The organism is Pseudoxanthomonas koreensis (assembly GCF_010093225.1).
GTDB classification, from domain to species: Bacteria; Pseudomonadota; Gammaproteobacteria; order Xanthomonadales; family Xanthomonadaceae; genus Pseudoxanthomonas; species Pseudoxanthomonas koreensis.
Window position 1 is genome coordinate 23,562 of sequence record NZ_PDWM01000034.1, and the last position, 12,018, is coordinate 35,579.

Here is a 12,018-nt window from a genome sequence, read left to right on the forward strand (position 1 = left end):
GAGCTAGCCTAGCCGCCGGCCGGCTGGACGTACATACATGCGGGCGCCGCTCAGTCCAGCCGCCAGCCATGGCGCATGCCCACCTGCGTGGCGAGCCCGGCGAAGTCGGCGGCGAAACCATCCATGTCGAACAGGCTGCCGGCCCGGCGCCGCGTGTCCAGATCGGCGCGCAACGCGGCCATTTCGCCGGGCGCATTGCCCAGCGCGATGGCGCGCGCGACGAAGGCGTCGTCGTCGGCCAGGTTCATCGCCTCCATGCCCAGGTGGTGGTTGAGGCTGCCGGCCACGCGCGCGGCGAAGGTGCGGCCGGGCGTGGTCAGCACCGGGCAGCCGGCCCACAGTGCGTCGGAGGCGGTGGTGTGGGCGTTGTACGGGCCGGTGTCGAGGAACAGGTCGGCATGGCGGGAGCGCGCCAGGGAGGCCGGATGCGGCAGCTTTGCGGCGAACACCAGGCGCCGCGGCGCCACGCCGGCCGCCTGCGCCGCCGCGCGCAGGCGCGCGTCGGCCTGGCCGGGGCCGGAGAGCAGCCACAGCACGCTCCGGGCACGCCCTCCAGCACCGCCAGCAGGCGGGCGAAACTGCGCGGATTGAGCTTGTAGCTGTTGTTGAAGCAGCAGAACACCACGCCCGCCGCCGGCAGGCCACAGTCCTCGCGCGATGGCGGCACACCGACCTCACGCCGCGTGTCCGAAGGCTGGAACGCGCGCGGCAGGCGCAGCACCCGCTCGCTGTAGTCAGGCTCCAGCCACTCCGGCAGCGCGAACGCATCGCCGACCACGTAGTCGATCCATGGCGCGCCGGAGGTGCCGGGGTAGGCCAGCCAGTTGAGCTGCACGGGCGCCGGGCGCAGCGCGAGCACTTCCGGTGCACCGCCGCCGCCCCAGCCGCGCAGGTCGAACAGCAGGTCGATCCCGGCATCGCGGATGGCCAGCGCGACCTCGCGATGCGGGCGTCCGGCGACGGCGTGCAGCGGCGCGGCCGCGGCCAGGCGGCCGCGGATCTCGCTGCCGTCGTCGCGGTTCAGCGCGAACAGGTGTGCTTCGACCGTGGGCTGCGCGCGCAGGGCCTCGAACAGGGCGACGGTGAGCAGGCCAGTGGGATGCGCGCCGAAGCCGTTGGACAGGAAGCCCAGCCGGAGCGGTCCGTGGGCGCGTATCCGTACCGGTGGCAGTGGGCGGATGCGCGCCAGCGGCGCGGCGCGCAGCCGCGCACAGGCGAGCTGTTCGGCCGCGCTGCCGTCCTCGCTGAGGAACGCGAACGGTTCCACGCCCGGCCGGCCCTGGGCCACCGCCTCGCGCACCTGCCGCGACAGCGCTTCCAGGCCGTCCCAGTCGCACAGGCGGCGGCGCCAGTTGAGGTGTTGTGCGGCGATGTGCGGTTCGTCCGGAAGCAGCCGGTGCGCAATGGCGTACGCCCGTGCGGCCCCCTCGGCTTCGCCACCGTCCTCCAGCGCGTGGCCCAGCCACAGGGCGATGCCGGGATGTTGCGGGGCCAGCGCGGCCGCGCGCTGCAGCAGGTCGATGGCCTGGGCGTGGCGACCCTGCAGCCACTGCAGCCTGCCCATGCGCGCCAGCGTTTCCGGATGGTCGCCGCGCAGGGTGCGTGCGCGCTGCAGCGCGTGTGCGGCGGCATCGACGGCGGCCGCTTCCATTTCCGCATCCGCCAGCATCAGCCAACCGATGAAGTCCCCGGGCTGCCGCCGCACCGCCTCGCGCAACTGCTGTAGTTCCTGCTCCGGCGACGCGACGCCGTTCATGATGCACCCAGTCGCGCCAGTTCGTCGGCCTGGTGTTCCTGCTGCAGGCGGGTGACCAGCGGATCGAGGGCGCCCTCGAGAACACCCGGCAGGTCGTACAGGGTCAGGCCGTCGACGCGGTGGTCGGTGATCCGGCCCTGCGGGAAGTTATAGGTACGGATGCGCTGGCTGCGGTCGCCGCTGCCGACCTGCAGCCGCCGCGACTCGGCCTGGCTGGCCTGCTGGCGGCTGCGCTCGGCGTCGAGCAGCTGCGCCTTGAGCCGTTTCATCGCCTTGTCGCGGTTGGCGTGCTGGCTGCGTTCGGTCTGGCTCTCGACCACCACGCCGGTGGGCAGGTGGGTGATGCGGATCGCCGAATCGGTCTTGTTGACGTGCTGGCCGCCGGCACCGGAGGAACGGAAGGTGTCGACCTTCAGGTCCGCCGGGTTGATCGTGATCTCCTCGATCTCGTCGGCCTCGGGGATGATCGCCACAGTCGCCGCGGAGGTATGGATGCGACCCTGCGACTCGGTTGCCGGGACCCGCTGCACGCGGTGCGTGCCCGATTCGAACTTCAGCCGCGAGTACGCGCCGCGGCCGACGATCCGCGCCACGATTTCCTTGTGCCCGCCGTGCTCGCCCGGGTTCTCCGATTCGACCTCGACCTTCCAGCCCTGGCGCTCGGCGTAGCGTGCGTACATCCGGAACAGGTCGCCGGCGAACAGCGCCGCCTCGTCGCCGCCGGTGCCGGCGCGCACTTCCAGGAACAGGTTGCCGTCGTCGCGCGGGTCCTTCGGCACCAGCAGCAGGGCCAGTTCGCCGTCGAGCACGTCCAGGCGCGCGCGCGCGGCGGCGATCTCCTCCTCCGCCAGTTCGGCCAGTTCGGGATCGCCGCGCATCGCCTCGGCCGAGGCCAGGTCGGACTTGGCCCGCGCTTCGGCGGCCAGCGCCGTGGCCACCGGTTCGAGCTGGGCGAACTCGCGCGACAGGTCGCGGAAACGCGTGTTGTCGGCCAGCACGCCGGGGTCGGCGAGCAGGCGTTCCAGTTCCTCGCGGCGCTCGGCCAGCGCTTCCAGCTTACGGCGCAGGCTCGGGATCATCGGGCGTTCGCGGTGGGGGCAGGGTCGACGTGGGCGCGTGCGAATAGGGCGCCTTGTCCGGGAACAGCCGTTCCGCGGCGCGGGCCAGTTCGGTGTCGCCGCTCAGCGCCGCTTCGCGCAGCGCCGCGGTCGGCGGATGCAGCAGGCGGTTGGTCAGGGTGTGGGCGAGCAGTTGCAGCACCTCGTCGGCGTCGCGGCCGCCGGCCAGCTGCTGGCGGGCGCGGGCGAGCAGTTCGTCGCGGGTGCTGTCGCCGAGCGAGCGCAGTCGCCGCAGCGTTTCCTGGCGGCCGCCGGCGTGCAGGGTCTCCATGTAGCGGGCGACCTGCAGGTCGATGATCGCCTCGGCCGCCTCGGCGGCCTCGTGGCGGCTGCGGCGGTTGTCCTCGACCGCACGCTCCAGGTCGTCGACCGTGTACAGGTAGGCGTCGGCCAGCCCGGCCACGCCGGCCTCGATGTCGCGCGGCACGGCCAGGTCGAACAGCAGCACCGGCTTGCGCCGGCGCGCGGCCAGCGCGGCTTCGACCTGGGCCAGGCGCAGCACCGGCTCGCGCGCGGCGGTGGCCGAGAACACCACATCGGCCTCGGCCAGGTGGCGGTCCAGTTCGTCCAGCGGCAGGGCGTAGCCGCCGTGGCGGCTGGCCAGGTCCTGGGCGTGGGCGAGGGTACGGTTGGCCACCAGCAGCCGGCGCACGCCACCCTTCGCCAGGTGTCGCGCGGCAAGTTCGATGGTCTCGCCGGCGCCAACCAGCAGCACCGTCGAATCGGCCAGGCGCGCGAACGAGTCCTGCGCCAGCCGCACCGCGGTGGAGGCGACCGAGACCGGGTTGGCGCCGACGCGGGTGTCGGTGCGCGCGCGCTTGGCGACGGAGAACGTCTGCTGGAACAGCCGGTCCAGGCGGCCGCCCAGCGCGCCATGCTCGCGCGCCAGCGACCAGGCGTCCTTGACCTGCCCCAGGATCTGCGGCTCGCCCAGCACCATCGAGTCCAGCCCGGTGGCGACCCGGAACAGGTGCCGCACGGCGTCTGCGTCCTGGTGCCGGTACAGGTAGCCCTCCAGCCCCTGGGCGTGGCTGCCGAGCCAGCTGGCCAGCGCATCGGCGTCGCTGGCCACCGCATAGATCTCGGTGCGGTTGCAGGTCGACAGCAGGGCGGCTTCGGCCACTTCGGGCAGGGATCGCAGCGAGGCCAGCGCCGGGGCCAGCGCATCGCCGGCAAACGCCACCCGTTCGCGCAGGTCGACCGGCGCGGTCTGGTGGTTCAGGCCGAGGAGCCACAACGTCATGTCCGGGGCTTGCGTTAATCTGCTGGCTTGTTTGGGCCGCCATTTTACGGCCCGGTGGGTGCCAATGCCCGTACCTGTGCTTTCCGTTGCCGGAACCGGACGCCCGCGTCCGCGTTTCCGTTCACTTTTCCGCCCCGGCTGGCTGCTGCTGGCGGTGCTTTCCGTCGCCGCGCCGCTGCCGGCGCAGGCCGCCCGCAAGGCGCCGCCGGCGGTGGCGCCGATCCCGCTCGAACAGGTGATGGCCGGCGAATACGCCCTGCAGGCCGGCCAGCTCGCCGACGCCGCGCACTGGTACCTGGAGGCCGCCCGCGCCGCCGACGGCGACGTGCTGCTGGTCGAGCGCGCGACCCGCATCGCCCTGCTGGCCAACGCCGACGCCGCCCCCGGCAAGGCCCGGGCGCTGGGGCGCAAGCGCGACCCGGAGTCGCTGGCGCTGCGCTCGGCCACCGCCTCGCTGGCGTTGCGCGAAGGCCGGCTGCGCCAGGCCCGGCGCGAACTGCTGCGGCTGGCCGCCTCGCCCGATCCGGTCGCCTGGCACTACGCGCTGGCGGCACTGGCCACCGGTCGCGATCCGGCGATCGTGGCCAGGGCGATGGACCAGATGGTGGACGCGGGCGCAGTGCCCGGCCGGCTGCAGGCCTGGCAGGAGTTCGGCCGCCTGTCGCTGCGCCTGGACGAGCCGGCGCTGTCGGCCCGGATCGTCGACGAGATGGTCCGCCGCTTCCCCGGCGAGCCAAGGGTGGCGGTGCTGCGCGCCGGCCAGCTGCAGTTGGCCGGCCGCAACGACGAAGCCAGGGCCATGCTGGCCCAGGTCGAGCCGCAGGCCGCGCACGATCCCGAGGTGCGGGCGCTGGTGGCGGTGGCCTACGAAGCGCTGGCCGACTTCGCCGCCGCCGCGCGGGTGATGGCGCTGGGCCCGCAGGACACCCGGACCTACAGCATGCGTGCCTCGCTGCTGGCCCGTGGCGACGACCACGGGATCCTGGCCGGCCTGTACGACGAACTGGTCGCCGCCGACCGCGGCCGGCCGGACCCGGCGCGGCGCATGCTGCTCGGCCGCATCGCCGAATTCCTCGAACGCCCGGCCGAGGCGCTGGCCTGGTACCGCGGCGTGCCCGGCGGCCCGGAGCGCGCCGAGGCGCGGATCCGCAGTGCCGTCGCCCTGTACGAACTGGGGCGCGCCGACGAGGCCTGGGCCGAGGCGCACGCACTGCAGAACGATGCCTCCAGCGACGGCGAAGCCCGCCGCAACGCCTACCTGCTCGAGGGCGAACTGCGCCAGCGCGATGATGATGCCGGCGGCGAGATCGACGCCCTGAGCCGCGGCCTGGCTGCCTATCCCGACGATTCGGCGCTGCTCTACGCCCGCGCCCTGGCCTGGGAGCGCCAGGACCGGATCGAGCGCACCGAGGCCGACCTGCGCAAGGTGCTGGTCGCCGACCCGGAGAACATCGCCGCGCTCAACGCGCTCGGCTACACCCTCGCCGACCGCACCCAGCGTTACCAGGAGGCGCTGGAGCTGATCGACCGCGCGCGCACCGCCGAGCCCGACAACGCGGCCATCGTCGACAGCTACGGATGGGTGCTGTACCGGCTCGGCCGCAGCGAGGAGGCGCTGGTGGAACTGCGCCGCGCCTGGGGCCTGCTGAAGGATCCGGAGATCGGCGCGCACCTGGGCGAGGTGCTGTGGGGGCTCGGGCGTCGCGACGAGGCGATGCGCTATTTCGAGGAGTCGCAGCGGCTCGAAGCGGACAACCGCTCGCTGCGGCGTGCGCTGGAGAAACTGCAGGTGACCCTGCCGCCGGCGGAGCCCGTCCCATGAGCCCGCGCTTTCGAGCGGCCGGCCTGGCGCTGGCCACGGCACTGCTCGCCGCCTGCAGTGGCTCCCCCGTGCGTCCGCCGGCCCCGGCGATCGATGCCGCCCAGGCGCTGGCCCGGCAGCAGGAGCGCGAAGCCCGCCTGGCCGCGATCGGGCGCTGGTCGCTGCAGGGCCGGCTGGCGGTCACCGTCGGCGACAAGGGCGGCAGCGGCCGCCTGGACTGGCAGCAGGACGGCGACACCTTCCGGATCTCGCTCGGCGCGCCGGTCACCCGGCAGAGCTGGCAGCTCGCCGGCGAGCCCGGCGGCGCCACCCTCGACGGCCTGGAGGGCGGCCCGCGCTCCGGTCCGGACGCCGAAGCCCTGCTGTACCAGGCTACCGGCTGGCCGATCCCGGTCGCTTCGATGGCTGCGTGGGTCCGTGGCCTGCCCGGTCCTGACGGCGGCGAACGGGTCTTCGGCGCCGACGGCCGCCTGCAGCGGCTGGCCGCCGACGGCTGGGTCGTCGAATACCAGGAGTGGCAGCCCGCGGCCGGCCCCTGGCCGGACATGCCGCGGCGGTTGCAGGCCACCCGCGAGGGTGCGCGCGTCCGGCTGGTCGTGGACCGCTGGGACGGGCCGGTGCCGTGAACGCCGGCTGGAGCGAATGGCCGGCGCCGGCCAAGCTGAACCTGTTCCTGCGCATCCCCGGCCGCCGCGCCGACGACTACCACGAGCTGCAGACCGTGTTCCGGCTGCTTGACTGGGGCGACCGGATCCGGCTGCGCCCACGCACCGACGGCCAGGTGCTCCGCCATGGCGACCGCCTGCCCGGGACGGAGGACGCGGATGACCTCGCTGTTCGCGCTGCTATCCTGCTAAGAAATGAGGTAAATTGCAGCCAAGGGGCAGACATCTACGTCGAAAAGCGTATTCCGGCCGGCGGTGGCTTTGGCGGCGGTTCCTCCGATGCGGCCACCGTGCTGTGCGCGCTGGACCGGCTCTGGGGCCTGGGCCTGGGCGAGGAGCGGCTGGCTGCGCTGGGCCTGCGCCTGGGCGCCGACGTCCCGGTCTTCGTTCGCGGGCGCAGCGCCTGGGCCGAAGGGGTGGGGGAGAAGCTGGTCGCGCTGGACCTGCCGGAGGCCTGGTACGTGCTCGTCGACCCCGGCGTGCACGTGCCCACGGCTGAACTTTTCCGTTCCCCGGATTTGACGCGCGATTCCCCGCCCGCGAAAATAGCCGACTTCGCTGCCGGAACGGTGCTCGACAACGCGTTCGAGCCGGTCCTGCGCCGCCGCGAGCCGGCCGTTGAAGCCGTGTTCGCCGAGCTGGCGCGGATCGGGTCGCCGCGCCTGACCGGGACCGGCAGCGGCTGCTTCGTCGAGTTCGCCCACCGGGGCGCGGCACAGGAGGCACTGGCGCGGTTGCCGCGACGGTTGCACGCCTGGGTCGCGGCCGGCGTTTCGGATTCGCCGCTGCGTGGTGCGCTGGCGCGCCTGTAGCGGGATCGTCACAGGGGCGTCGCCAAGAGGTCCAAGGCACCGGGTTTTGATCCCGGCATCCGCAGGTTCGAATCCTGCCGCCCCTGCAATGTATGCGAGTCCCTCGCAAGAGCCCGCACATCCATGTGCGGGGGTTCAACAAAAAGCGGAAGGCCGATGTGTTGGCTTTCCTTTGGTTCCTCCACCGTCCGAGCCGCCGCCGGGATCACGAAGATGCAAGACGAACGCAGCCTGCTTGTGTTTTCCGGCAATGCCAACAAGCCGTTGGCAGACAGCATCTGCCGCGAGCTGGGCGTGCGCCCGGGCAAGGCGCTGGTGTCGACCTTCTCCGACGGCGAGGTCCAGGTCGAGATCGAGGAGAACGTGCGCCGCCAGGAAGTCTTCGTGGTCCAGCCGACCTGCGCGCCGACCGCCGAGAACCTGATGGAGCTGCTGGTGCTGATCGACGCGCTCAAGCGCGCCAGCGCCGCTTCCGTCACCGCGGTGGTGCCGTATTTCGGCTACTCGCGCCAGGACCGCCGCCTGCGTTCCTCGCGCGTGCCGATCACGGCCAAGGTCGCGGCCAAGATGTTCACCGCGGTGGGCACCGACCGGGTGCTGACCGTGGACCTGCACGCCGACCAGATCCAGGGCTTCTTCGACATCCCGGTCGACAACGTCTACGCCTCGCCGCTGCTGCTGGCCGACATCTGGCGCGCGCACGGTACCGAGAACCTGATCGTGGTCTCGCCGGACGTGGGGGGCGTGGTCCGCGCCCGCGCGGTGGCCAAGCGCCTGGACGACGCCGACCTGGCGATCATCGACAAGCGCCGCCCGCGCGCCAACGTGTCGACGGTGATGAACATCATCGGCGACGTGGCCGGCAAGACCTGCGTGCTGGTGGACGACATCGTCGACACCGCCGGCACCCTGTGCGCCGCGGCCGCGGCGCTGAAGGCGGAGGGCGCGACCAAGGTCGCCGCGTACTGCACCCACCCGGTGCTGTCCGGCCCGGCGGTCGACAACATCACCGGTTCGCAGCTGGACGAGCTGGTGGTCACCGACACCATCCCGCTGTCGCCGGCGGCCAGGGCCTGCAACCGCATCCGCCAGGTCAGCGTGGCCGAACTGCTGGCCGAGACCATCCGCCGCATCGCCTTCGGCGAGTCGGTCAGTTCGCTGTACGTCGACTGAGGTCGAGCGCAGCACCCGGGCCGGCAGGATGCCGGCCGCCGGGGGACGGCAATGCGGAACCGGAAGCGCCGGTTCCGGATTCCCGATCCCCGGGAACCGCAAGGCTCGTCTGGTCGCGGACGAGTCGCCCGGGCGCCGCGAGGCCGCCCCTACAAAACCTGAAGAGTGATAGAAAAATGGCAACTCATGTGATCAACGTCGAACGTCGCGAGGACGAGGGCAAGGGTGCGAGCCGCCGCCTGCGTCGCGACGGCAAGGTGCCGGCCATCGTCTACGGTGGCGGCCTGAACCCGGTCAACATCCAGCTCAACCACGAGCCGCTGTGGCTGGCCCAGCAGAACGAGTGGTTCTACTCCTCGATCCTGGACCTGAGCCTCAACGGCGACGTGCAGAAGGTGCTGCTGCGTGACATGCAGCGCCACCCGTACAAGCAGCAGGTCATGCACCTGGACTTCCAGCGCGTCAACGAAAACGAAGTCCTGCGCACCGCCGTGCAGCTGCACTTCGTCAACGCCGAGAAGTCGACGGCCGGCAAGACGGCCGGCGTGGTGATCATGCACGAGCTGACCGAAGTCACCGTGTCGTGCCTGCCGAAGGACCTGCCGGAAGCCATCGAGGTCGACCTGTCGGAGCTGGCCGTCGGCGACGTGATCCACCTGTCGGGCCTGAAGCTGCCGGCCGGCGTGGAGCTCCCGGAGCTGAAGCTGGGTGCGGACCACGACGTGGCCGTGGTGGTCGCCAAGCATGCCCGCGTAGAGGAAGAAGCGCCGGCTGCCGAAGGCGAAGAAGAGAAGAAGTAAGCCGTTCACGTCCCGCCCGGCCTGCCGGGCGGGACGCCGGCGTTACCTGCGATGGCGGAACTTCGTCTCATCGTCGGGCTGGGCAATCCCGGTCCCGAACACGCGAACACCCGGCACAACGCCGGGTTTCGTTTGGTCGACGCGCTGGCGGAAAAGGCTGGCGTGCGTTTCGGCCTGGAATCGAAGCTGTTCGGCGAGACCGCGAAGATCGACCTCGGTGGCCGCAGCGTGTGGCTGCTCAAGCCGGCGACCTTCATGAACCTCTCCGGCAAGTCGGTGGCCGCGGCGCTGCGCTACTGGAAGATCGCACCGGAAGAGGCGCTGCTGGTCCACGACGAGCTCGACCTGCCGCCCGGGGCGGCGCGGCTGAAGTTCGACGGCGGCCACGGCGGCCAGAACGGCCTGCGCGACACCATCCAGCACCTGGGTCACGGGAAGTTCCACCGCCTGCGCATCGGCATCGGCCATCCCGGGCACAAGGACCGCGTGACCGGCTGGGTGCTGGGCCGCGCCGGCAAGGACGACCAGATCATGATCGACCGCGCCATCGACGACGCCGTCGGCGTGCTGCCGCTGGTGGTGGCCGGCGACATCAACGAAGCGATGAAGCGGCTGCATACGGGCAGGGAATAGGGAATGGGGAATAGGGAATGGACAGCGGCGGGTGGGCCGCCCGGCTCCATTCCCGATTCCCGATTCTCCATCCCCCTTTCGCGGATCCTTCAGACATGGGCATCAAATGCGGCATCGTCGGCCTGCCGAACGTCGGCAAGTCGACCCTTTTCAACGCGCTGACCAAGGCGGGCATTGCCGCCGCCAACTTCCCGTTCTGCACGATCGAGCCGAACGTGGGCGTGGTCCCGGTGCCGGACCCGCGGCTGGGCCAGCTGGCCGCGATCATCAACCCGCAGAAGGTGGTGCCCACCGCGGTCGAGTTCGTCGACATCGCCGGCCTGGTCGCCGGTGCCGCCAGCGGTGAGGGCCTGGGCAACAAGTTCCTGGCCCACATCCGCGAGGTCGACGCGATCACCCACGTGGTCCGCTGCTTCGAGCATGGCGACATCGTCCACGTGGCCGGCAAGGTCGACCCGCTGTCGGACATCGACACGATCGACACCGAGCTCGCCCTGGCCGACCTGGACAGCGTCGAAAAGGCGCTGAACCGCGCCGAACGCTCAGCCAAGGCCGGTGAAAAGGATGCCATCGCGCGCAAGCCGGTGCTGCAGAAGCTGCATGCCGGCCTGAGCGAGGGCACCCCGGGTCGCGCCCTCGGCCTGGACGACGAGGAGCGCGCCCTGGTCCGCGACTTGTTCCTGCTGACCCTCAAGCCGGTCATGTACGTGGCCAACGTGCTCGAGGACGGCTTCCAGGACAACCCGCACCTGGAGGCCGTGCGCGCCCGCGCCGCCGCCGAGGGCGCCGAGGTGGTGCCGGTGTCGGCGGCCATCGAGGAGGAGCTGTCGCAGCTGGATGACGCGGACCGCGACACGTTCCTGGCCGACCTGGGCCTGGAGGAGCCGGGCCTGAACCGGGTGATCCGCGCCGCCTACAAGCTGCTGGGCCTGCAGACCTACTTCACCGCCGGGGTCAAGGAAGTCCGCGCCTGGACGGTGAAGGCCGGCTCGACCGCGCCGCAGGCCGCCGCGGTGATCCACACCGATTTCGAGAAGGGCTTCATCCGCGCCGAGACCATCGCTTTCGAAGATTTCATCAAGTACAAGGGCGAAGCCGGGGCGCGCGAGGCCGGGCGCATGCGCCTGGAGGGCAAGGAGTACCGGGTCCAGGAAGGCGACGTGCTGCACTTCCGCTTCAACGTCTGAGGCCGGGTCCCGCCTTCCGCAAAAAACGTCGCCGGGTACGTTGACAGCCATGCCCGGCATGGCCAGAATAGCGGGCTGTTTCACCCCGGTCGTGCGCCTCGGTTGTACCGGTCGCGGTGGCAGATCCCGGAGGGATACCCAAGCGGCCAACGGGGGCAGACTGTAAATCTGCTGGCTTACGCCTTCGGTGGTTCGAATCCACCTCCCTCCACCAGTTCCAAGGCGGCATCGGCAACAACGTGGCAACACCCGGAGCGGTCGGCCGGGATGCGGTTCCCCTAGCGGGAGTAGTTCAATGGTAGAACCTCAGCCTTCCAAGCTGATGGTGCGGGTTCGATTCCCGTCTCCCGCTCCATTGCGCCGCCCACGTCGTCCCGGTTCCGCGCTGTAAAGGCTCCACGCTCACGTAGCTCAGTCGGTAGAGCACCTCCTTGGTAAGGAGGAGGTCGAAGGTTCGATTCCTTTCGTGAGCACCATACATGCGGGTTTCCCGCAAGGGCCGGCCATCCATGGTCGGACTGTCCAGGAAAAGCAGTCGCAATCCACACAACCGTCAGCGAGATAGGCAGCCATGGCCAAGGGTAAGTTCGAGCGCACCAAGCCCCACGTGAACGTGGGCACGATCGGTCACGTTGACCACGGCAAGACGACGCTGACGGCGGCGCTGACGAAGATCGGTGCCGAGCGTTTCGGCGGCGAGTTCAAGGCGTACGACGCGATCGACGCGGCGCCGGAAGAGAAGGCGCGCGGGATCACGATTTCGACCGCGCACGTGGAATACGAGTCCCCGACGCGCCACTACGCGCACG

At 71.2% G+C, this 12,018-nt stretch carries 10 protein-coding genes, 4 tRNA genes and 1 pseudogene; 12 read left to right on the forward strand and 3 right to left on the reverse strand.

The window, feature by feature from the left end; all coding sequences use genetic code 11:
* Positions 1–50 precede the first annotated feature (50 nt).
* The 3 genes and pseudogenes from CSC64_RS10760 to hemA form a co-directional block, all read right to left on the reverse strand.
* Positions 51–1,756 (reverse strand): annotated as a pseudogene (locus CSC64_RS10760) (O-linked N-acetylglucosamine transferase, SPINDLY family protein).
* Entirely contained in the window at positions 1,753–2,835 is a 1,083-nt protein-coding gene (gene prfA, locus CSC64_RS10765) for a peptide chain release factor 1 (protein ID WP_162435324.1), read from the reverse strand. The pseudogene CSC64_RS10760 and the gene prfA overlap by 4 nt, the downstream one beginning before the upstream one ends.
* The gene (hemA, locus tag CSC64_RS10770) at positions 2,813–4,117 is read right to left on the reverse strand and encodes a glutamyl-tRNA reductase (RefSeq protein ID WP_162435325.1); all 1,305 of its coding nucleotides are present in this window, start codon (positions 4,115–4,117) and stop codon (positions 2,813–2,815) included. Before hemA ends, prfA begins: the two co-directional genes overlap by 23 nt.
* A 58-nt stretch (positions 4,118–4,175) precedes the next feature.
* On the opposite strand from hemA, the gene CSC64_RS10775 reads away from it, so the two are divergent.
* From CSC64_RS10775 to CSC64_RS10830, 12 genes are all read left to right on the forward strand, one after another.
* A complete protein-coding gene (locus CSC64_RS10775) occupies positions 4,176–5,939 on the forward strand; it encodes a tetratricopeptide repeat protein (protein WP_425501711.1) in 1,764 nt (587 codons plus the stop codon).
* Positions 5,936–6,565, forward strand: a complete 630-nt coding sequence (gene lolB / locus CSC64_RS10780; protein WP_162435327.1) for a lipoprotein insertase outer membrane protein LolB — start codon at positions 5,936–5,938, stop codon at positions 6,563–6,565. Before CSC64_RS10775 ends, lolB begins: the two co-directional genes overlap by 4 nt.
* Complete coding sequence (gene ispE, locus CSC64_RS10785) at positions 6,562–7,416, forward strand: 4-(cytidine 5'-diphospho)-2-C-methyl-D-erythritol kinase (protein WP_238390012.1); 855 nt, start codon at positions 6,562–6,564, stop codon at positions 7,414–7,416. The genes lolB and ispE overlap by 4 nt, the downstream gene beginning before the upstream one ends.
* Positions 7,417–7,428: 12 nt before the next feature.
* Positions 7,429–7,502 (forward strand) — tRNA-Gln (locus CSC64_RS10790).
* Positions 7,503–7,629: 127 nt separating this feature from the next.
* A complete protein-coding gene (locus CSC64_RS10795; RefSeq protein ID WP_162435328.1) occupies positions 7,630–8,589 on the forward strand; it encodes a ribose-phosphate diphosphokinase in 960 nt (319 codons plus the stop codon).
* A 176-nt stretch (positions 8,590–8,765) separates the two neighbouring features.
* Positions 8,766–9,389 carry a 50S ribosomal protein L25/general stress protein Ctc gene (locus tag CSC64_RS10800; RefSeq protein WP_162435329.1) on the forward strand — a complete coding sequence of 208 codons (624 nt, stop codon included), beginning with the start codon at positions 8,766–8,768 and terminating at the stop codon, positions 9,387–9,389.
* Between the two features lie 51 nt (positions 9,390–9,440).
* The gene (pth, locus tag CSC64_RS10805) at positions 9,441–10,022 is read left to right on the forward strand and encodes an aminoacyl-tRNA hydrolase (protein ID WP_162435330.1); all 582 of its coding nucleotides are present in this window, start codon (positions 9,441–9,443) and stop codon (positions 10,020–10,022) included.
* A 95-nt stretch (positions 10,023–10,117) separates the two neighbouring features.
* The gene (gene ychF, locus CSC64_RS10810; RefSeq protein WP_162435331.1) at positions 10,118–11,209 is read left to right on the forward strand and encodes a redox-regulated ATPase YchF; all 1,092 of its coding nucleotides are present in this window, start codon (positions 10,118–10,120) and stop codon (positions 11,207–11,209) included.
* A gap of 128 nt (positions 11,210–11,337) precedes the next feature.
* Positions 11,338–11,423: transfer RNA gene (locus CSC64_RS10815), tRNA-Tyr, on the forward strand.
* 67 nt (positions 11,424–11,490) lie between these two features.
* Positions 11,491–11,564 (forward strand) — tRNA-Gly (locus tag CSC64_RS10820).
* 45 nt (positions 11,565–11,609) lie between these two features.
* Positions 11,610–11,685 (forward strand) — tRNA-Thr (locus tag CSC64_RS10825).
* Positions 11,686–11,780: 95 nt separating this feature from the next.
* Positions 11,781–12,018 (forward strand): GTP-binding protein (locus CSC64_RS10830; RefSeq protein ID WP_238390013.1); only part of this gene is annotated, 238 nt, incomplete at its 3' end.

Excerpts from the sequence above, each read along its gene's own strand:
- CSC64_RS10795 (WP_162435328.1), top strand. The coding sequence starts at position 7,630 with ATGCAAGACGAACGCAGCCTGCTTGTGTTTTCCGGCAATGCCAACAAG.
- pth (WP_162435330.1), top strand. The coding sequence starts at position 9,441 with ATGGCGGAACTTCGTCTCATCGTCGGGCTGGGCAATCCCGGTCCCGAA.
- CSC64_RS10800 (WP_162435329.1), top strand. The coding sequence starts at position 8,766 with ATGGCAACTCATGTGATCAACGTCGAACGTCGCGAGGACGAGGGCAAG.
- ychF (WP_162435331.1), top strand. The coding sequence starts at position 10,118 with ATGGGCATCAAATGCGGCATCGTCGGCCTGCCGAACGTCGGCAAGTCG.
- lolB (WP_162435327.1), top strand. The coding sequence starts at position 5,936 with ATGAGCCCGCGCTTTCGAGCGGCCGGCCTGGCGCTGGCCACGGCACTG.
- prfA (WP_162435324.1), bottom strand. The coding sequence starts at position 2,835 with ATGATCCCGAGCCTGCGCCGTAAGCTGGAAGCGCTGGCCGAGCGCCGC.
- hemA (WP_162435325.1), bottom strand. The coding sequence starts at position 4,117 with ATGACGTTGTGGCTCCTCGGCCTGAACCACCAGACCGCGCCGGTCGAC.